Source organism: Mangrovibacter phragmitis, from assembly GCF_001655675.1.
Taxonomy (GTDB): Bacteria; Pseudomonadota; Gammaproteobacteria; order Enterobacterales; family Enterobacteriaceae; genus Mangrovibacter; species Mangrovibacter phragmitis.
The window spans coordinates 44,160-65,039 of the sequence record NZ_LYRP01000022.1 but is presented as its reverse complement, the minus strand read 5'-3'; the positions used below and the strand labels follow the sequence as shown (position 1 = coordinate 65,039).

Here is a 20,880-nt window from a genome sequence, read left to right as displayed (position 1 = left end):
ATATTTACATATTGTGTATAAATATTATTCAAACCACTGCCGTTAATGATGGCAAAACACAAAATACGGCAGCGATATGATGACTTCATTTAAATACTGGGGATTAGGTGCTCGCTTGTCAGTAATGACAGCCGTTAGCGTCGCAGTACTGTTTTTTATTTTTACGATGTTTCTTGGGCGCCTGGCCAGCCAACAACTGGAACAACAAGCATTACAAGACATGAAAGCGCAGGTCACAGGGATTCATGACACCGCGCAGATGTTTAATAGTAGCCTCAACAGTGAAGTAGCCAGCTTCACACAATTATTTTCCAGTTTCTTACCACAGCCTCTCACTGTTGACCCTCGGCAAATGGTAGAGATAAGTGGGCACAAAGTGCCGCTACTTAAAGGTGGTGATATCCCCCTGCATGAGAATAACCAGTTCTCAGATGACTTCCTGACCCGCAGCGGCGCTATTTCCACGTTATTTGTCCGCTCAGGCGACGACTTTGTACGGGTCGCGACATCTTTGCGTAAAGAAGACGGCTCCCGGGCAATGGGTACTCTGCTTGACCGCACCAGCCCGTCCTGGGCCAAAGTCAGCAAAGGTGAAGTCTATCGTGGCCTCGCGCTGCTGTTTGGTAAACGTTACATCACCCAGTATCAGCCAGTTAAAGATGCCAGTGGGCAGACTATTGCCGTGCTGTTTGTCGGTGTCGATATCAGTAATGCCTGGCAACTGATGCGCGAAAAAGTTATTTCCCGTCACCTGGGGAAAAGCGGCCGGTTCTATGTTCTGAGCAATGCACCCGGGAAGAGCTGGGGGAAATATTTATTTGATACCAACCGGGAAGGCAAAGCACCCGGCTGGCCGGCAGACATCAATAACGCCGTGTTAAACCAGCCTTCAGGGTCAACCACCTGGCATTCGCCAGGCGGAGAGGATACCGCACTGGTCTGGACTACATTGCCAGACTGGAAATGGGTGATTGTGTCTGAGGTCAATAAAGGCCAGCTACTGAGTAATATTACCCGGATGCGTGATAGCTTTCTGGTGGCCGGTGCAATACTGGTTGTACTCTTTGCATTGTGCTTTACGTGGCTGATACGCCGCTGGGTCAGCCAGCCGCTACAACAGGTTATTGGTCTGGCACAGTTATATGCCAGTGGCGATTTGCGTCAGGCTATCCATACACAACGCCATGATGAAATCGGTCAGTTAATACAAGGAATCAATGGTATTGGCGATGGGCTGAATACCATAGTTCAGCAGGTACGCCAGACAGCTGAAGAAATCAGCCACAGCACTGATACTCTGGCGACCGACAGCGATGAAATTGGCGAACAGATTAGCAAACAGGCCAGTAGTGTTGAGGAAACCTCGGCCAGTATGGGGCAACTTGCCTCCACCGTGGCGCAGAACGCCGACAATATGGGAACAGCAAAAGGGTTAGTCGAAGAGACAACCCTGGCTGTTCACAGTGGTGGGGTGACGGTGAAACACGCAGTCTCCACTATGGATGCAATACGTGAAGCGTCGCAGCGGATTGCGGATATCACCCATGTTATTGAGTCAATTGCTTTTCAAACCAATATTCTGGCGCTGAATGCGGCGGTAGAAGCAGCTCGCGCTGGCGAACACGGCAAAGGGTTTGCCGTCGTAGCCCAGGAAGTCCGGGCACTGGCAGCACGCAGTGCCAACGCCGTGAAAGAGATTGACCAGTTAATTGCAGATACACTGGAAAAAGTGAGCGAAGGCCATGTGTTATCGCAAAAAACCAGCCAGTCGATGCAGGATATTACCGGGCATATTGAGCACATCAACCAACTGATTGCCACCATCAGTACTGCCTCACAGGAGCAGTCTGCCGGTATCAGCCAGGTCAATATTGCGATGACACAAATTGGCGAGTCCACACACATTAATGCCCGGCACATTGCCCGCACGGAAAAAGTGGCCCACAGCCTGAGAAGCCAGGGCCACCACCTGGCCGAATTAGTGAAACTTTTTCACGTTAAAGACAGCTATCACCCTGCGCCACCAGTCGCCCTGAGCAGAATATCAGAGAGTACCGGTTCATCAATTAAGTGATCGCCTCGGGAGTCCAGCGCCATCTGACACCATGTTTCCGCAATACGTGGGGGCAGGTGGCGCAACATTTCAGCGCCAGTGGCAAGGTGTACCAACTGGCTGGTAATTTGGCGGCTGAATGCTTCGTCAGGTTTACGTAAGTGTGCCTGTAATTGCCGCCAGGTGCGGTCAAAGTGACGGCTCTGCCCTTTCACCTCAGCAAAATTCGCCTGCAGTAAACCCACCACTCCCGGCTGTTTTTGTAATACACGCAGCACATCCAGACACATAATATTCCCGGAGCCTTCCCAGATACTGTTCACCGGCATTTCCCGGTACAAACGGGGTAATTCATTTTCTTCACAATAACCAATACCCCCCAGCACCTCCATGGCTTCTGCCACAAAAGGTATGCCTGACTTGCAGATATGGAACTTTGCTGCCGGGGTGAACAAACGTGCCCATAATTGCTGATTGACATCATCCCGTTGCCCCAGCGCGCCCGCCAGGCGGAATAAAAAGGCTGTCTGCCCTTCGAGCTGTAATGCCATACGCCCCAGAACCTGGCGCATTAACGGCTGATCCACCAGATGTTTACCAAACGCCTGGCGTTGATGCGCATGGTATAACGCAACGGCAAATGCCCTGCGCATCAGGCCATGACTACCCAGTGCACAGTCAAAACGCGTCATCGCCCCCATGCGTAAAATATGGCGAACGCCCTCGCCTTCTTCACCAATCAGCCAGCCATGGGCATCGAACAGTTCAGCTTCACTGCTGGCGTTAGAACGGTTGCCAAGTTTATCTTTAAGGCGTGCCAGGCTTAAGGCATTACGCTCGCCATCAGGCAGCAGGCGGGGAACAAAGAAGCAGGACAGCCCACCCCGCGCCTGAGCCAGTACCAGGTGAGCATCACTCTGCGGAACAGAGAAAAACCATTTATGCCCCACCAGGCGGTAAGGCATGCCACAACCAGGTACTGTCTGTGGGTCTGCCCGGGTGGTGTTGCTCATCACATCAGAACCACCCTGTTTTTCCGTCATCCCCATACCAATCAACAGGCCTTTTTTCTGTGTCGCAGGTAACTGATGGGCATCATAACGATCAGTGAGCAATGACGGCAGCCAGTTGCGAAATTCTGCAGGCAACGCCTGTTGCAATAATGGTGTTGCGGCAAAGGTCATAGTTACCGGGCATAACGTCCCTGCCTCAACCTGTGCATGAAGAATGAAACGGGCGGCACGCGCAACAAAAGCACCTGGCTGAGGGTCTTTCAACCAGGGAAGGTTATGTACCCGGTTAGCAAACAGGCCCTGCATCAATAAATGCCAGGAAGGATGAAAACGCACTTCATCAATACGTTCTCCGCGCGGGTCATAACGAAGCAGTTCTGGTGGGTTGGCATTTGCCAGCCGCCCCAGTTCCAGTGACTCCGCCGAGCCAAGCTGCTGTCCGATACTGGCGAGTAATTCGCCATCCCAGCCAGCACCCTCGCGAATAACGGCATCGCGCAATGCACTATCAGAGAGGAATAAATTACTGTTAATCAGTGGAGCAGGTTGATTAAAAACGGTATGAGTTTGCCAGCGCATGGTTAGTCTCCCTTTATGCCATTACATAAAGTATGGACTGCGCTGGCGGTTTATCATCGAACAACGTCACAAAGCGTGCACCCTGTCCAGATTACTTTATTTACTCCGCTGGCGCACCGCTTCAAACAGGCAAACACCTGTAGCTACAGACACATTCAGGGAAGAAACCGTACCCGCCATAGGAATGCTGATAAGCTCATCACAATGTTCGCGGGTGAGACGGCGCATGCCTTCGCCTTCCGCCCCCATAACCAGCGCCATCGGGCCGGTCATTTTGCTTTGATACAGCGTATGGTCCGCCTCACCTGCCGTACCCACAATCCAGACGTTTTCGTCTTTCAGTAAACGCAGAGTGCGGGCGAGGTTAGTGACCCGAATCATCGGCACACTTTCTGCTGCGCCACAAGCCACTTTTTTGGCTGTCGCGTTAAGTTGCGCAGAACGGTCTTTCGGCACAATAACCGCATGAACCCCGGCGGCATCGGCACTACGCAGGCAGGCACCCAGGTTATGGGGATCAGTTACCCCATCCAGCACCAGTAAGAACGGTTGTTCATACTGAGCGATAAGGTCAGGCAGATCATTTTCCTGGTACTGCCTGCCAGGCTTAACACGAGCAATGATCCCCTGATGGACAGCGCCTTCGGACTTATCATCCAGCCACTGGCGGTTCGCCATTTGGATAACTATCCCCAATGATTCAAGGGAATGAATCAGAGGTAACAGACGCTTGTCTTCGCGGCCTTTCAGGATAAACACTTCCTGAAAGCGCTCCGGTGCTCTGTCCAGTAAGGCCTGCACGGCATGAATGCCGTAAATCATTTCACTCATGTATGGTACTCACTCTGGGCACTGCGCCCGGGTTACAGTCAAAAAACAAAGCTCCGCCCGGTTGGACGGAGCCTGCTGTTAGTTTATCAGCCGTAGGCTGCGCTATTGCGCTTTTTTCTTCGCCGCACGCTTCGCTTTAGTTGCTTCTGCAATTTTACGTGTTTTTTCCGAAGGTTTTTTCGCTTTTTTGTTCTTTTGTGCGCGTGACTTTTTCGGCTTTTCACTGCGGAACTCGCTATCTGGCTCGAAATTCACACGTTTATCGCCCTGGCGCCGCCTTGGAGGCCGGGTGCTGGCAGCATCTTTTTTACTTTTCTCCCGTGCGGTTTTTCCGGCACCGCGCACTTTGCGCTCACTGGAAATCAACGCAAAATCGATTTTGCGTTCATCCATGTTGACCCCTTCAACCCGTACCTGCACACGGTCACCCAGGCGATAAGTCTGACCACCTGACTCACCAATCAGCCGCTGGCCTATCTGGTCGAAACGATAGTAGTCATTATCCAGTGACGAGACATGCACCAGGCCGTCAATAAATAAGTCATCAAGGCGCACAAAGAAACCGAAGCCGGTCACACTGGAAATCACGCCGCCAAAGGTTTGACCGACCTGGTCTTGCATGAAGTCACATTTCAGCCAGTCTGCCACATCGCGGGTTGCTTCGTCGGCACGGCGCTCGGTCATGGAGCAGTGCAGACCAAGCTGAATCATCTCCTCCGTGCCATAGTGCCAGCCGCCACCTGGAGTGCTGGTACCGGTCTCCCCGTTCTGACGGGCGAGCAAATATTTGATTGCCCGGTGTAAAGATAAGTCCGGGTAACGGCGAATCGGCGATGTGAAGTGCGCATAAGATTGCAGCGCCAGGCCAAAGTGCCCACGGTTTTCCGGGTCGTACACTGCTTGTTTCATGGAGCGCAGCAGCATAGTTTGCAGCATTTCATGATCAGGCCTGTCTGCAATAGATGCCAACAATGCGGAGTAATCTGCCGGTTCAGGCTTATCCCCTCCCGGCAGGCTTAACCCCAGTTCTGACAGCACTGAACGGAAAGAGGTAATCGCCTCTGTGCTGGGGCGATCATGAATACGGAACAGTGCCGGCTCTTTGCTTTTCTCCACAAAACGGGCTGCGGAGATATTCGCCAGAATCATGCACTCTTCAATCAGCTTGTGGGCATCGTTACGCTGAGTTTGCTCGATACGTTCAATGCGGCGTTCCGCATTAAAGATAAATTTAGCTTCTTCACTTTCAAACGAGATCCCGCCACGCTCTGCTCGTGCGCTGTCCAGTACTTTGTACAGGTTATGCAATTCTTCCAGGTGTTTCACTAGCGGGCGGTAGTGCTCACGCAGTTCTTCATCACCTTGCAGAATATGCCACACCTTGGTGTAAGTCAGGCGCGCATGGGAGCTCATTACCGCTTCGTAGAACTGGAACCCGCTCAGCTTCCCTTTCGAAGATATGGTCATCTCACAAACCATACACAGGCGGTCTACTTGTGGGTTCAGTGAGCACAACCCATTTGAGAGCACTTCCGGCAGCATTGGCACTACCTGGGAAGGGAAGTAAACCGATGTACCACGGTTATGGGCTTCTTTATCCAGCGCGGTATAAGGACGAACATAGTAACTGACATCCGCAATCGCTACCCACAAACGCCAGCCACCACCGCGTTTTTTCTCACAGTATACAGCATCATCAAAGTCGCGGGCATCTTCACCATCAATGGTGACCAGGGGTAAGTCACGTAAATCGACACGCCCGGCTTTGGCAGATTCGGGCACCTCTTCTTTCAGCCCGGCAATCTGCTCTTCAACCGCCTGGGGCCATACATAAGGAATTTCATGAGTACGCAGCGCGATATCCACTGCCATGCCAGTACCCATATTTTCACCGAGTACTTCAACAATTTTCCCTATTGCTTTAGTACGCCGGGTGGGGCGTTGGGTCAGTTCCACCACCACCATAAAACCCATCCGGGCACCCATGATCTCTTCCGGTGGAATAAGAATGTCAAAGCTCAGGCGACTGTCATCCGGGACAACAAACCCAACCCCTGCATCAATAAAATAACGACCAACAATTTGACTGGTTTTTGGTACCAGAACCCGCACGATACGGGCTTCCCTACGGCCACGGCGGTCTGCGCCGAGTGGCTGTGCGAGCACTACATCACCGTGGATGCAGGCTTTCATTTGTTCAGAGGACAGGTAAAGATCATCTGCCCGGCCTTCAACCCGCAAAAAACCGTAACCATCGCGGTGCCCCATAACGGTGCCTTTCACCAGGTCCAGGCGTTCCGGTAAGGCATAGCACTGCCGGCGGGTGAAGACCAGTTGGCCGTCACGCTCCATAGCACGCAGGCGGCGGCGCAATGCTTCAGTTTGCTCTTCGCCTTCAATCCCTAATGCTTTTGCCAGTTCTTCACGATTAGCAGGTTTTTCCTGCTTTGACAGATGATCAAGAATAAACTCCCTGCTGGGAATAGGATTGGCATATTTCTCTGCTTCGCGTTCCTGGAAAGGATCTTGTGACATATCGGTTCCTCCGTTGTCATCCTCGGGCAGTTCAGGCATTTATTCCACCTGTAGTAATTGATAAAGCGGTGGGTTTGCATCCACCATTTCTGCCAGGGTGTGGTTATCAAGCTCCTGAAGAAAATGCTGCACACCTTGTGCCAGCACTTGCCTGAGCCGGCAAGCCGGAGTGATATGGCAAAACTCACCGCTACAGTTAACCAGTTGCAACGGTTCAAGCGCCCGAACGACATCGCCAATACGAATGCTTTCAGCCGGTTTACCCAGGCGAATACCGCCATTTTTACCCCGAACAGCATCGACATAACCGGCCCGGCTAAGCTGGTTAATAATTTTGACCATATGATTACGCGACACACCATAAATCTGTGTCACTTCGGAGATACTGGTCATCCTGTCTTTAGGCAATGCCGCCAGATAAATCAGCGCGCGTAAACCATAGTCAGTAAAACTTGTTAACTGCACATCAACCTCAGATAGCTGCACAAAGGGCTTACTCCCCTGGCAGGGGATTTGTATTGATGATAAACCAGCCACCAGCCAGGCCGCTAATTTATTTAGGAAAAGGTGCAAAAAAGGCAGGGTTTATCCTGTTTTTGATGTGTTTTTTGGCGTTTTGAACCCAACAGAAAATGAACAGGGCAGAAAGGAGCCTTTCTGCCCGGGGACGATTAGGCGTCGTAAGGGTCGCGCAGGATCATGGTTTCAGTACGATCCGGCCCGGTAGAGATGATATCTACCGGTACACCCGTCAGTTCTTCAATGCGCTGAATGTAGTTCAGTGCTGCTTGCGGCAACAGGCTGCGGTCCTTCACACCAAAGGTGCTTTGAGACCAGCCAGGCATAGATTCGTAAACAGGTTCAATACCTGCCCAGTCATCGGCGGCCATTGGCGTTACCGTTACTTCACGGCCATCTGGCATACGGTAAGCAACACACAGTTTCACTTCATCCAGACCATCCAGCACATCCAGTTTGGTCAGGCAGAAACCAGACAGGGAGTTGATCTGTACAGCACGGCGAACCGCTACGGTGTCCAGCCAGCCAGTACGACGGCGACGGCCAGTGGTTGCACCATATTCATTACCTTGTTTGCACAGGTATTCGCCTACATCATCGAACAGCTCTGTCGGGAACGGACCTGCGCCCACACGGGTAGAATAAGCTTTGATAATACCCAGTACGTAATCAACGTAACGCGGGCCAAGGCCTGAACCCGTTGCCACGCCGCCAGCAGTGGTATTGGAAGAGGTGACATACGGATAAGTACCGTGGTCGATATCCAGTAACGTACCCTGAGCACCTTCAAACATGATGTGCTCGCCACGCAGACGGGCTTTATCCAGCAAGTCAGAAACGTCAACCACCATGGCAGTCAGGATGTCGGCGATAGCCATGACGTCATCCAGAACTTTCTGGTAATCAACCGCTTCAACTTTGTAGTAGTTCACTAACTGGAAGTTGTGATATTCCATCACTTCTTTCAGTTTTTCAGCAAAGACCGCTTTATCGAACAAGTCGCCAACACGCAAACCACGGCGAGCAACTTTATCTTCATAGGCAGGGCCGATACCACGCCCGGTGGTACCAATTGCTTTTGCACCACGCGCTTTTTCACGCGCGTTGTCCAGAGCCACATGATAATCCAGGATAAGCGGACAAGCTTCAGACAACAACAGACGTTCACGTACCGGAACACCACGGTCTTCCAGCTCTTTCATCTCTTTCATCAACGCGGAAGGAGACAGCACTACGCCGTTGCCGATAATGCTAACGACATTTTCGCGAAGAATACCTGAAGGAATAAGATGAAGAACGGTTTTTTCACCGTTGATTACGAGAGTATGACCTGCGTTGTGACCGCCCTGATAGCGTACAACATATTTAGCTCGTTCGGTCAGAAGATCGACGATCTTCCCTTTACCTTCGTCACCCCATTGGGTGCCCAGTACGACGACGTTGTTACCCATTTTTCAAAATCACCGTTTGCTTAAAAATGGATTCTACCACCGGATCTCCCGATGTTCAGCACTTTTTGTATACAGATTTTGAGTTTTTTGCCGAATTTTTGCTCAGTTAATCGTTTTCGTCAACATGTAGTAGACAACGATACCTGCAACCACAAGACCGCCACCAAAACGGCGTAACAAATGGTCAGGTAATTGCGACAAACTCTGTACCATTTTGCGCCAGGCTCCGGGATATATCATTGGACCAATCCCTTCCAGTACCAATACCAGTGCGACTGCCATCCAGATTGTTGTGTTCATTTTTCATTTTCCACGGACAAAAAAAGAGCCGGATTAAACCGGCTCTTTAACAAAACATGTGCGCTATCTTAGCGTGAATTACCTGTTGGTGTCTTCATGTAGCGGAAGAAGTCACTGTCCGGGCTCATTACCATTACATCGTTACCGCCAAAGCTGCTTTGATATGCCTTGAGGCTACGAATAAAGGCGAAGAAATCCGGGTCCTTACCGAATGCATCAGCAAACAGTTTCGCTGCCTGAGCATCCCCTTCCCCACGTTCAATCAGTGCCTGACGTTGCGCCTCAGCCAGAGTACGCGTCACTTCATAGTCGGCAGCAGCACGCAATTTCTCTGCTTCTTCCTGGCCCTGAGAACGGTGACGACGGGCGACAGCTTCACGCTCAGCACGCATACGGTTGTAAATCGCTTCAGAGACTTCTGCTGGCAGGTTGATTTGTTTGATGCGGACATCAACCACTTCAATCCCCAGCGCCGCCATACTGTTCGGGTTCACCGCCGCAACTTTGCCATTCGTTTCCTGCTCCACACGGGCTGCCGCCGTTGCAATGGCATCGTCAGCAGCTGGCGTGGCCACTTCGTCGTCTGAGCCGGCAGAACCGGAGTTCAGCGCGTCACGCACTTCCAGCGTTAAACGCCCACGGGAATCCGTTACGATGTCTTTTACATCCAAACGGCCAATTTCAGAACGCAGACGGTCACTGAACTTACGTTTTAACAACACTTCTGCCTGAGAAACATCCCCACCACCTGTTGCCAGATAGTAGCGGCTGAAATCGCTGATCCGCCATTTGATATAGGAATCAACAATCAGGTCTTTTTTCTCTTTGGTAACGAAGCGGTCTGCCTGGTTATCCATCGTCTGGATACGTGCATCCAGCGTTTTTACGGTAGTGATAAACGGCAGTTTAAAATGCAGCCCCGGTTCGAAAACCTCAGGCTTGTTGTCGTTATCACGCAACACTTTCCCGAAGCGCAGGACAATGCCACGTTCGCCTTCTTTCACCGTAAACAACGAGGTGTACATGACAACCAGAACAACAATAATAATTCCAATCAACGATTTACGCATTGTTACTCCCCTCCACGGCGCTGGTAGTCGTTACGCTGCGCATCCGCACGGCGCTGGTCCATGATATCGCCCTGGCTGGATGACGATTTGCTGGCAGCACTGCCACCGGAGCCAGAGACAGGCGGAAGATGTAACAATTGACCGGTGCTACTACTGCTTTCCGGCTTTGCATCAGAGGAGGATGCCCCCTTCATCAATTGGTCAAGCGGCAACACCATCAATTTATTGCCATTATCGTTTACCAGTACTTTGCGCGTGTGGCTCAGTACTTTTTCCATGGTCTCGATATACAGACGCTCACGGGTAATTTCCGGGGCCGCTTTGTATTGCGGCAGCAACTCAGCAAAGCGAGCCACTTCACCTTGCGCTTCCAGAACAGTCTGGGCTTTATAAGCACGAGCTTCTTCCAGAATACGCTGTGCCTGACCATTCGCACGCGGCTGAACTTCATTCGCATAAGCTTCTGCTTCACGGATGTACTGCTGTTCGTTTTCACGCGCGGCAATCGCATCGTCAAACGCGGCTTTTACTTCTTCTGGTGGACGCGCGGTCTGGAAGTTCACATCCAGCAGCGTAATCCCCATGTTGTAAGGCTTGATGGTTTCTTCCAGTTCGCGTTGGGTATCGGCACGAATCAGCGTACGGCCTTCTGTCAGAATTTTATCCATCGTATATTTGCCGATAACACCGCGCAGCGCGCTATCTGTCGCCTGGCGCAGACTGTCGTCCGGGCTGGTCACACTGAACAAATATTTTTCAGGGTCGGTTACCCGGTACTGCACGTTCATTTCTACACGCACAACGTTTTCATCGGCTGTCAGCATGATGCCGGACGCCGCCAGTTCACGTACTGATTCAACGTTAACTGGCCTGACCTCATCAATGAAAGTCGGTTTCCAGTTCAGACCCGGCTCCACCAGGTGACTGAATTTTCCGAAGCGGGTAACAACCCCACGTTCCGCTTCTTTGATAGTATAGAAACCGCTGGCAGCCCAAATTATCACGGCAGCGACAACAACAATACCAATGACGCGCCCGCCCACAGGACTACGCGAACCTTGCGGTGTATTGCCTGAGCCACTACCGCCGCCAAACCCACCGAGCTTTTTACTCAGTTTACGGAAGATATCATCCAGATCAGGTGGCCCCTGATCCCGCCCTCCTTTGCTTCCCCCAGAGTTGCCGCCTTGATTATTGCTGCTGCCCCACGGGTCGCGGTCCTGTCCGTTATTACCGGGCTGATTCCACGCCATGTTTATGCTCCATACTTGTTATGCGGTGATATCCCCCGCAGGGGAAATGTCTTCAGGGCATACCTGCATCAGGTGATGTAATCCACCAACGCAGGCTCTTGTTTACAAAGGCGACGCCAGTCAACCACAGGCAAACGCACCTGCAGGCCCATGCTGCCATCGTCCTCCATCCACTCTTTTTCTATCGCCTGAAGCTGATAAAACCGGCTTCTCAAACGCCCGGCCTGAGGAGGTAAACGTAACGTATGCAACGCAATCTCCCCCGACAAACGTTCCGTTAAAGCCTGGAAAAGCAGTGGTATACCTTCTCCTGTCTGCGCAGAAAGCCAGACACGAACAGGTACATCATTTTCATCCCTGTCGATACGTGGCGCAAAACCGTCCAGGCAATCGATTTTGTTCATCACCAGCAGCGTAGGGATTTCCAGTGCATCAATTTCATCAAGTACCGCATTTACGGCTTCGATGTTCTCCTGCACTCTGACATCTGATGCATCAATAACATGCAGTAACAGTGTTGCCTGGCGCGTTTCCTGCAACGTGGCTTTAAACGCCGCCACCAGGTCATGCGGTAAATGGCGAATAAACCCAACGGTATCCGCCAGCACAGTTTCACCCACATCCGCCACATCAATACGGCGCAAGGTAGGATCGAGTGTCGCGAAGAGCTGATCGGCTGCATAAACTTCCGCAGTCGTCAGGCTGTTGAATAGTGTGGATTTCCCGGCGTTGGTATAGCCCACCAGCGAAACGGTGGGAACATCCGCGCGGGTTCGCGCCCGCCGGCCTTGCTCACGTTGTTTCTCAACACGTTCAAGGCGCGATAAAATTTGGGATATACGGTTACGCAACAAACGTCTGTCCGTTTCCAACTGCGTTTCACCCGGGCCGCGCAGGCCTATCCCCCCTTTTTGGCGTTCAAGGTGGGTCCAGCCACGTACCAGACGGGTAGCAAGGTGACGCAACTGCGCCAGTTCCACCTGCAATTTCCCTTCATGTGTACGCGCACGCTGGGCAAATATATCCAGAATGAGTCCGGTCCTGTCGATAACCCGACATTCGCATAAACGCTCAAGATTGCGTTCCTGAGCAGGGCTTAATGCATGGTCGAAAAGAACAACTGATGCCCCAGTGGCTTTCACTGCATCAGCAATCTCTTCAGCCTTACCTTCACCAACAAAATACTTCGGGTGCGGCGCCTTACGGGTACCAGTAATCACCTGCAAAGCGTCGACACCTGCTGAAGAAACCAGAGATTCAAACTCCTGGAGATCTTCCATGTCTTTGTCTTGCGAAAAATAGATGTGTACCAGCACCGCCTGCTCACCGGCGTCATAACGGTCAAACAAGCGTTAAACCTCTCAAAATACCAGCGGGGAACACAGTTAACCTGGTTCCCCGGCGTGGATTAACAGCCAGCAACTTATTCAGCGCTGTCACTGTCCTGCTGTGATCCTGCGCCTTGCGCATTACCACCGTGATGGAAATTACTATTGGTACCCGTAGTGCCCGGATTGTTGTGATGAGAAACAGGGCGTGACGGAACAACAGTAGAAATCGCGTGCTTATAAACCATTTGGCTAACTGTGTTTTTCAACAGAATCACAAACTGGTCAAAAGACTCAATTTGACCTTGCAGCTTAATACCATTCACCAAATAAATAGAAACTGGAACACGTTCCCGACGCAATGCGTTCAGAAACGGATCTTGCAAAGATTGCCCCTTAGCCATTCTATCTTTTCCTTATATGCTTGTTGTTTGTACTAAAGAACCCTCAGGCTCATAAAAAGACGTAAAATCTCGCGCACGATGCGGTTCAATTGTACACATTCAGTCAGCCTTCGCACCAACTACCTGTAATACTTCATTGCAGGCTTGTTCAGGGTTATCACTGTCAAGCCAGTGAATACCTTCCCAGCCCCGCAACCAGGTCATTTGCCGCTTGGCTAACTGCCTCGTGGCGCAAATACCGCGATAAACCATTTCGTCCCAGGTGCACTCCCCCGCCAGATAAGACCACATCTGGCGATACCCCACACAACGAATGGAAGGCATATCCGTATGCAAATCGCCGCGGGCAAAAAGCGCCCGCACTTCTGCTTCAAATCCCGAAGCCAACATCTGATGAAACCGCTGCTCAATACGTTGATGGAGCAGTTCACGGCTCGCCGGGGCGATGGCGAACTGATGCACCTGATAAGGCAGAGCTTCCCCTGACGTTTGCGTCAACTCAGTTAAAGTTTTACCCGAAATAAAAAAAACTTCCAGTGCCCGGGAAAGTCTTTGGGGATCATTCGGATGAATACGCCCGGCAGAAACAGGATCTATTGCCTGCAATTGCCTGTGTAAAGCATCCCATCCTTGTGCCTGTGCCTGCTGCTCAATCTGTGCTCTTATTACTGGATCCGCGGAGGGCAAAGGAGACAACCCTTCCAGTAATGCTTTGAAATAAAGCATTGTTCCACCAACCAACAACGGAATTTTTCCGGCTGCTGTGACAGATGCCATCTCCGCCAAAGCATCGCGGCGAAAATCTGCTGCGGAATACGCCTGCGCAGGATCCAGAATATTCAATAACCGGTGAGGTGCCTGTGCCAGTTCTTGTGCATCCGGTTTTGCCGTACCGACATCCATTCCCTTATATATCAGGGCAGAGTCAACACTAATCAACTCTACGGGTAAAAAACGCCGTAATGTGATTGCCAGTGCTGTTTTACCGGAGGCGGTTGGCCCCATCAAAAAAATTGCCGTTGGCAGGTTTTGCTTACTCACTTCAGTCATGTTTCAGAGCGCTTATCGCCGGTTTCAAATCAATAGGTTGTAACAGACCACCTGGCGGGGACACCACCAACTGTGGGCAAAGGCGCTCCAGTTCTGTCAGGAGTGTAATCGCCTGAGAAAGGGACCACTCATGAGGTTCACTTTCCAGCTTTCCTGCCAGCCAGTGCGCAATTTGCGCTGCATCACATTCTTTTTGTCCGGCCAGGTAGCCTATCAGGTCAGGAATCAAGTTTTGTAAATTTTGTTGCCTCAAGGGTAAAGGCACTGCGCGCGCAGTCACAAATTGCGCGTCAATGTCTAAGATTATCCCTAAATTTTGCAGTTTTTCTTGCTGCTGTTTCAGGGTTGCCCGTTCCCCGGCATCCAGTTTCAGCCGTACTGGTATCAACAACGGTTGCGCACAGGCTTTTCCCTGCCCCGGCATAAGTTGCGCACGCCGTAACCAGCGCTGTGCAACAGGCAATGCCATCAGGCAGATACCTGAGCGCCGCTCAAGCAACACCATATCCGGTGCGACCACAGTCAGCGCACGCCCCAGGCTTTGTTCACGAGCAGACAATGTGTGGTTATCAGCCGGTGCCTCAGCGGGTTGTCCGGTTGCACAAGGCACCTGCGGTGTCTCCAGCAGTTTTTGATATAACGCGCCTTGTTTCTTCTGATAGCCCGGCACAGCATTAGGCCAACTATTATTGTGCGGTATCTGCCCACCTGAGCCGGAATGGCCGGTGTCTGAAGCACGCCCACTTCCAGAAGACACACTTCCACCAGTGTCGTTTTCCGCACCAGATAACCGCCCGGAAGAGACACCTCCAGTGAAACGTTCATTGTATTGGTGCGCGGCATAATTCCCGCCAGAGGTTTCATGTACGGCCCCTCCCCGGCTTTCCGGCACTGAACTGGCGCGGGCGAACTGGTTTTCCCCTGAGGCGGTACGGTTTTCCGGCTGCCATGCACTGGATGCGGAGGCATCAGCAAGTGTGCTATTCAGCCCTAATGGGTTTTCCTGATATTGCTGGAAGACACTCAATACACCCTGATAAATAAAATCGTGCACCAGGCGCGACTGGTGAAAACGCACTTCGTGTTTCGCCGGGTGAACATTCACATCCACCTGATGCGGGTCAACGGTAAGATACAGGACATACGCCGGCAACTGATCCTGCCCCAGTCGGTCCTCGCAGGCCTGGCGAATGGCATGATTAATTAATTTATCACGCATCATGCGGCCATTAACGTAGCTGTACTGGATATCAGAATTTGCCAGGTTGTGGCTGTCTGGTGCCACCACCCAGCCTTTAAGCCCTAACTCACCGTGCTGCCATTCAATCGCCAGCGCGTGCTCCATAAAGGCAGTGCCACAAATGGCGCCCAGCCGCCGTTCTTCTTGTGCCCCCGCTTTCACTGCCCGGTACTGGCGCACCATTTTGCCGTTATGGGACAAATTAATTGTGACATCAAAGCGGGCAAGCGCGATACGACGGATGATTTCATCAATATGCGCGAATTCGGTTTTTTCCGTGCGCATAAACTTACGCCTTGCTGGGGTGTTATAAAACAAATCAAGCACTTCCAGCGTAGTTCCCTGAGGGTGAGCGGCGGGTTTAACTGTGACTGCCATTTCGCGACCTTCCGCATAAGCCTGCCAGGCTTCCTGCTGGTCTGCAGTACGGGAAGTCAGAGTTAACCGCGAAACTGAGCTGATACTGGCAAGCGCCTCTCCACGAAAACCAAGGCTCATAATGGCTTCCAGGTCGTCCAGTGAGGCAATTTTACTGGTTGCATGGCGCGATAAAGCCAGTGCCAGTTCATCTTTGCTAATGCCGCTACCGTTATCACGTATGCGAATCAACTTTGCGCCACCGCGTTCAATATCAATATCAATACGTGTTGCACCCGCATCCAGGCTATTTTCAACCAGCTCTTTCACGACCGATGCCGGGCGTTCAACCACCTCGCCAGCGGCTATCTGGTTTGCCAGTTGTGGTGGTAGTACCTGAATCGGCATAGCCTCTCCTTACTGTGAATTGCGGCTAATCATACCGCTTGTTTTACCACCGGGTGATGCCTGCAACGGATTAGCAATGAAATAGTTTCTCAGCCCCTGGTAAATTGCATTGGCAATTTTTTGCTGGTAGTCATCACTCGCCAGTAACTGCTCTTCGCGGCTATTACTGATAAACCCGGTTTCCACCAGCAATGAAGGGATATCCGGAGAACGCAGCACACCAAGGCTGGCATGCTCTGGATGGCGCTTGTGTAAATCACCAATGTTATTCAACTGGCGAATCACATAAGTAGCAACATCATAACCAACTCGCTGCGAGTGACCAAACTGTAAATCCAGTACCGCCTGGCTCAGGTAAGGATCAACCTGGTTTGCCAGCACATCTCCCGCGCCCCCCAGCAACTCAGACTGCTTTTCATGTTGCTCCAGCCAGCCAGCCATTTCGCTGTCTGCACGACGGTTGGACAGCACCCAAACGGAAGCACCAGTGGCTTCACGGTTTGGTGCGGCGTCGGCATGAATGGAAACCAGCAAGTTAGCATTCTGCTTACGGGCCACTTCTGAACGCCCCATCACCGAAATGAAATAATCCCCATCGCGGGTCAACACACCTTTAAACATCGGGTCATTATTCAGTAAGGTACGCAGTTTTCGGGCCACAGATAACGTGACGTTTTTCTCGCGAGTGCCACCTGCGCCAATCGCCCCCGGGTCCTGCCCTCCATGGCCTGCGTCAATCGCCACAACCACCTGGCTGCCACCAGCTGGCGGGCGGCTTTTCACTGGTTGAGGCGGTGTGCGGGCGCTCACCACCCCGGTGACATTCGGTTCATCACTGTGAAAAGGATTGCGACCACTCTGTGACGCGCTGGCAGTAATCGGAGGGCGGGTTGAGAGCGTTGGTTTAACAACTGGCGTTACAGCTACAGGTGGTGCTGGCGGTGGTTTCACGGCATCAATGGTAAAGACCACAGCAACCTGAGCACCCCGGGGCTGTTTGCTGGCACGAACCGTCCCTTTTTCGGTTAAATCCACCGCCAGGCGCAGTGTTTGCGGATCACCAGACGAAGTGGAGCGAATTTGATGTACCAGGTTGTTGCCACTGAATACCAGTGGCAGGCCCTGAATCACACCACTTTGTTGAATATCAAGTAACACCGTTCGGGGAGAGGACTGGGAGAACCGGTACTGCGGGTCACCCATAAACAAAAATGTAATTCTGGCCTGTTCAGCGCCATTCGATACCTGAATATCCGCAACGGTCGCCGCGCGGACAGGCAAACATAACATCAACACAGTGGTGGCTAACAGCCACATGATTCCCCGAACAGACATGCAATCTTCCTTGTTAATGAGCCAGACGGGCCACCAAAGCCGTTCCTGTGTCAGAGACAGGGGTGACAACCGCTTCACGACCTTCTCCTTGCCAGGATAAATGAACTTCTACATCAGGCTCGGGTAGCACACCAGTACCCTGCTGCGGCCATTCAACCAGGCAAATCGCATCACGGGTAAAGTAATCACGAATGCCCATAAATTCGAGTTCTTCCGGGTCTGCAAGACGGTATAAATCAAAGTGATACACCATCAAATCGCCCAGTTCATAAGGTTCGACCAGGGTGTAAGTTGGGCTTTTCACATTGCCTTTATGCCCCAGCGCCTGCAAGAAGCCCCGGCTGAACGTTGTTTTACCGGCCCCCAAATCACCATATAAATAAATTACCGTCGCCCCCTGGCAGGCTTTTGCCAGACGTTCGCCAAGGTGAATCGTTGCCTGTTCATCGGCCAGTGGGATAACACAATTTGTCATGATTTCATCAATTCAATTTCAGGGTTAACAAATGAATACAGCGCAGACAATAGATCCATTGCCAGCATACCGCGTGTGCCATAACGTGCCGCCAAACTATCGGCAGCAGCACCGTGCGCCACACAACCCGCGCAGGCAGCATCAAATAGCGGAAGGTGCTGGGCTAACAACGCCCCTATAATACCAGACAACACATCCCCCATTCCGCCACTTGCCATGCCTGGATTGCCCACGTCAATAATAGCCTGGTGGGTTGCAGTGGTAATAACAGTGCCCGCACCTTTCAGCACCACGCACCCACCATATTGCTCAACCAAACGTCGCGCGGAAAGTAAGCGATCACTTTCAATTTCAGCAACAGAACATCCCAGCAAACGCGCGGCTTCGCCAGGATGCGGCGTCATCACGCGATTGTCACCTGTTATGGGATTTATTGCCAGAAGGTTCAGTGCATCCGCATCCCATAACATCGGTTTAGCCGAATGCTTTACGCGTTCAAGAGCATCCCGCCCCCAGGCCTGCTGGCCCAGCCCCGGACCAATCACCACCACATCTGCCCAGCGCAGGCTCTCATCGAGCGATTCAGGCGTCAGAGCCTGAACCATCAGTTCCGGGCGGGCAGTCAATAACGCAGGGGCATTTTCCGGGCGTGTCAGCACCCTGACCAAACCAGCTCCAGCACGTAGCGCCGCTTCACCAGCCATACGAATCGCCCCGGCAGTACCGGTGTCGCCGCCAATCACTACCAGGCGGCCATGGTTCCCTTTATGGGATGTCGCTTTACGCGGATGCAACCAGCGTTTCAGGTCACCCTGATCAAAACGTTTCACTGGCGCATCCTGTTCCGCCAGCCAGCCCTCCAGCCCCAGAGCATGGTAATGCAGTTGCCCCACCACATCGCGGGCTTTCCCGGTCAGCAGACCGGTTTTCAGGGCGATAAACGTTACTGTATGGTTGGCTGAGACTACCGCCCCCGGCGTTGTGCCAGTATTGGCATTCAGGCCCGATGGCACATCCAGAGCCAATACCGGAGCCGGATGCTGGTTTATCTGATCGATGACTACGGCAAGGTTTTCCCTGGGAGCCTGGCGAATACCCGTTCCCAGCAACCCATCGACAATCAGGTCAACCTTCTGCGGCCAGGCAGAGGTAAGCGGGGAAATATGCCCACCCGCCGCCAGCCATGCGCTACGTGCGGCCTGCGCTTCATCCGGCAAGGGTTTAGCGCTCTCAACTGCCAGTACAGTAACCTGAATACCAGCGGCCTGCGCACAATGGGCAACCACATAGCCGTCGCCACCGTTGTTACCGTGGCCGCATAACACCAGCCAGTGGTGGCTTGCGGGAAAAGCGCTGCGGGCGACAGCAAATGCAGCCTCCCCCGCCCGTTGCATCAGTTCATACAATGTAACACCCGATGCTGCCGCAGCCCGGGCTTCAGCCTTACGCAACCAGTCTGCGGACCAGACTGACTGTGGTATACTTGCAGAGTTTCTGTTCAGGTAATGGTCCGTCATGTCTCAGCCCTTCGTTCTTGATGAATTAGTGCAAAAAATTAAACAGTGGGGCAAGGAACTGGGGTTCCAGCAGGTCGGTATTTGCGATACAGACCTGAGCGCCAGTGAACCCGCGCTCCAGGAATGGCTCGACAAACAGTATCACGGAGAAATGGAGTGGATGGCACGCCATGGAATGATGCGCGCACGCCCCCATGAATTATTGCCCGGAACATTGCGGGTTATTAGTGTACGCATGAATTATCTCCCCACGGGTGCCGCTTTTGCCAGTACGCTGAAAAACCCACAGCTTGGTTATGTCAGCCGTTATGCACTGGGGCGCGATTATCACAAGTTGCTGCGCCAGCGCCTGAAGCAACTCGGTGAGCGCATTCGTGAACACTGTACTGAACTGAATTTTAGACCGTTCGTGGATTCAGCGCCTCTTCTTGAACGTCCTCTGGCTGAAAAAGCCGGGTTAGGCTGGACAGGTAAGCACTCACTTATCCTCAACAAAGAAGCCGGCTCATTCTTCTTTCTCGGTGAGTTACTGGTGGATATCCCACTGCCCGTTGATAAGCCTGTTGAAGAAGGCTGTGGGCGCTGTGTTGCCTGTATGACCATTTGCCCAACCCAGGCGATTGTCGCGCCTTATACCGTGGATGCACGGCGCTGTATCTCCTACCTCACCATTGAGCTTGAAGGCGCCATTCCTGAGGAATTGCGCCCCCTGATGGGTAACCGCATTTACGGTTGTGATGATTGCCAGTTAATTTGTCCGTGGAACCGTTTTTCACAACTGACTGACGAAGCCGATTTTTCTCCCCGCAAAGCATTACATACGCCGGAACTCCTGGCGTTATTTGCCTGGGATGAAACGCACTTCCTTAAAGTGACCGAAGGGTCGGCAATTCGGCGCATAGGGCATCTGCGCTGGCTGAGAAATATAGCAGTTGCACTGGGGAATGCGCCCTGGGAAAGCAGCGTGCTTGATGCACTGGAGCAACGCAAAGGTGAGCACCCACTTCTGGATGAACACATTGAATGGGCGATTGCGCAACAATTGGCGAAGCGGGAAGCGTTGAGTGTGACCGTTTCTTCAGCACAACAACAACGCCTGGTCAGGGCAATTGAAAAAGGATTGTCACGGGATGCGTAAGTATCCACAGCCTGTTCATAAGAA

General features: G+C 52.2%; 17 protein-coding genes. 2 read left to right on the top strand and 15 right to left on the bottom strand.

From position 1 onward, the window contains the following. Nucleotides 1–76: 76 nt before the first annotated feature. On the top strand, nt 77–2,074 hold the full coding sequence (locus A9B99_RS13415) for a methyl-accepting chemotaxis protein (protein ID WP_082917878.1): 1,998 nt from the start codon (nt 77–79) through the stop codon (nt 2,072–2,074). Here the strand turns inward: A9B99_RS13415 and A9B99_RS13410 are convergent. From A9B99_RS13410 to nnr, 15 genes are all read right to left on the bottom strand, one after another. After that, nucleotides 2,011–3,645 carry an isovaleryl-CoA dehydrogenase gene (locus tag A9B99_RS13410; RefSeq protein WP_064598263.1) on the bottom strand — a complete coding sequence of 545 codons (1,635 nt, stop codon included), beginning with the start codon at nt 3,643–3,645 and terminating at the stop codon, nt 2,011–2,013. The two genes, A9B99_RS13415 and A9B99_RS13410, sit on opposite strands and share 64 nt — an antisense overlap. Nucleotides 3,646–3,741: 96 nt before the next feature. After that, the gene (rlmB, locus tag A9B99_RS13405; RefSeq protein ID WP_064598261.1) at nt 3,742–4,476 is read right to left on the bottom strand and encodes a 23S rRNA (guanosine(2251)-2'-O)-methyltransferase RlmB; all 735 of its coding nucleotides are present in this window, start codon (nt 4,474–4,476) and stop codon (nt 3,742–3,744) included. A gap of 102 nt (nt 4,477–4,578) precedes the next feature. Then, on the bottom strand, nt 4,579–7,011 hold the full coding sequence (gene rnr, locus A9B99_RS13400) for a ribonuclease R (RefSeq protein WP_064598979.1): 2,433 nt from the start codon (nt 7,009–7,011) through the stop codon (nt 4,579–4,581). Nucleotides 7,012–7,050: 39 nt separating this feature from the next. Then, nucleotides 7,051–7,476 (bottom strand): nitric oxide-sensing transcriptional repressor NsrR, encoded by a 426-nt coding sequence (nsrR, locus tag A9B99_RS13395; protein WP_064598977.1) that lies wholly within the window; start codon nt 7,474–7,476, stop codon nt 7,051–7,053. A gap of 206 nt (nt 7,477–7,682) precedes the next feature. Beyond that, entirely contained in the window at nt 7,683–8,981 is a 1,299-nt protein-coding gene (gene purA, locus A9B99_RS13390) for an adenylosuccinate synthase (RefSeq protein ID WP_064598259.1), read from the bottom strand. A 102-nt stretch (nt 8,982–9,083) separates the two neighbouring features. Next, the gene (locus A9B99_RS13385; protein WP_064598257.1) at nt 9,084–9,281 is read right to left on the bottom strand and encodes a DUF2065 domain-containing protein; all 198 of its coding nucleotides are present in this window, start codon (nt 9,279–9,281) and stop codon (nt 9,084–9,086) included. Between the two features lie 68 nt (nt 9,282–9,349). Further along, nucleotides 9,350–10,351: a protease modulator HflC gene (gene hflC, locus A9B99_RS13380; RefSeq protein WP_064598255.1), complete on the bottom strand. Its 1,002-nt coding sequence runs from the start codon at nt 10,349–10,351 to the stop codon at nt 9,350–9,352. A 2-nt stretch (nt 10,352–10,353) separates the two neighbouring features. Beyond that, nucleotides 10,354–11,604 (bottom strand): FtsH protease activity modulator HflK, encoded by a 1,251-nt coding sequence (hflK, locus tag A9B99_RS13375; protein WP_064598254.1) that lies wholly within the window; start codon nt 11,602–11,604, stop codon nt 10,354–10,356. A gap of 68 nt (nt 11,605–11,672) precedes the next feature. Further along, a complete protein-coding gene (gene hflX / locus A9B99_RS13370) occupies nt 11,673–12,953 on the bottom strand; it encodes a ribosome rescue GTPase HflX (protein ID WP_064598252.1) in 1,281 nt (426 codons plus the stop codon). A gap of 74 nt (nt 12,954–13,027) precedes the next feature. Next, entirely contained in the window at nt 13,028–13,336 is a 309-nt protein-coding gene (gene hfq, locus A9B99_RS13365) for an RNA chaperone Hfq (RefSeq protein ID WP_064598250.1), read from the bottom strand. A 99-nt stretch (nt 13,337–13,435) separates the two neighbouring features. Then, on the bottom strand, nt 13,436–14,386 hold the full coding sequence (miaA, locus tag A9B99_RS13360; protein ID WP_064598248.1) for a tRNA (adenosine(37)-N6)-dimethylallyltransferase MiaA: 951 nt from the start codon (nt 14,384–14,386) through the stop codon (nt 13,436–13,438). Beyond that, nucleotides 14,379–16,391 (bottom strand): DNA mismatch repair endonuclease MutL, encoded by a 2,013-nt coding sequence (gene mutL / locus A9B99_RS13355; protein ID WP_064598246.1) that lies wholly within the window; start codon nt 16,389–16,391, stop codon nt 14,379–14,381. The genes miaA and mutL overlap by 8 nt, the downstream gene beginning before the upstream one ends. A 9-nt stretch (nt 16,392–16,400) precedes the next feature. Continuing rightward, nucleotides 16,401–17,726, bottom strand: a complete 1,326-nt coding sequence (amiB, locus tag A9B99_RS13350) for an N-acetylmuramoyl-L-alanine amidase AmiB (RefSeq protein ID WP_064598243.1) — start codon at nt 17,724–17,726, stop codon at nt 16,401–16,403. A gap of 13 nt (nt 17,727–17,739) precedes the next feature. Then, the gene (tsaE, locus tag A9B99_RS13345; protein ID WP_064598241.1) at nt 17,740–18,201 is read right to left on the bottom strand and encodes a tRNA (adenosine(37)-N6)-threonylcarbamoyltransferase complex ATPase subunit type 1 TsaE; all 462 of its coding nucleotides are present in this window, start codon (nt 18,199–18,201) and stop codon (nt 17,740–17,742) included. Then, on the bottom strand, nt 18,198–19,718 hold the full coding sequence (gene nnr / locus A9B99_RS13340) for a bifunctional ADP-dependent NAD(P)H-hydrate dehydratase/NAD(P)H-hydrate epimerase (protein ID WP_064598239.1): 1,521 nt from the start codon (nt 19,716–19,718) through the stop codon (nt 18,198–18,200). The genes tsaE and nnr overlap by 4 nt, the downstream gene beginning before the upstream one ends. Here nnr and queG point away from each other — a divergent pair. After that, entirely contained in the window at nt 19,717–20,856 is a 1,140-nt protein-coding gene (queG, locus tag A9B99_RS13335) for a tRNA epoxyqueuosine(34) reductase QueG (protein WP_064598237.1), read from the top strand. The two genes, nnr and queG, sit on opposite strands and share 2 nt — an antisense overlap. Nucleotides 20,857–20,880 lie beyond the last annotated feature (24 nt).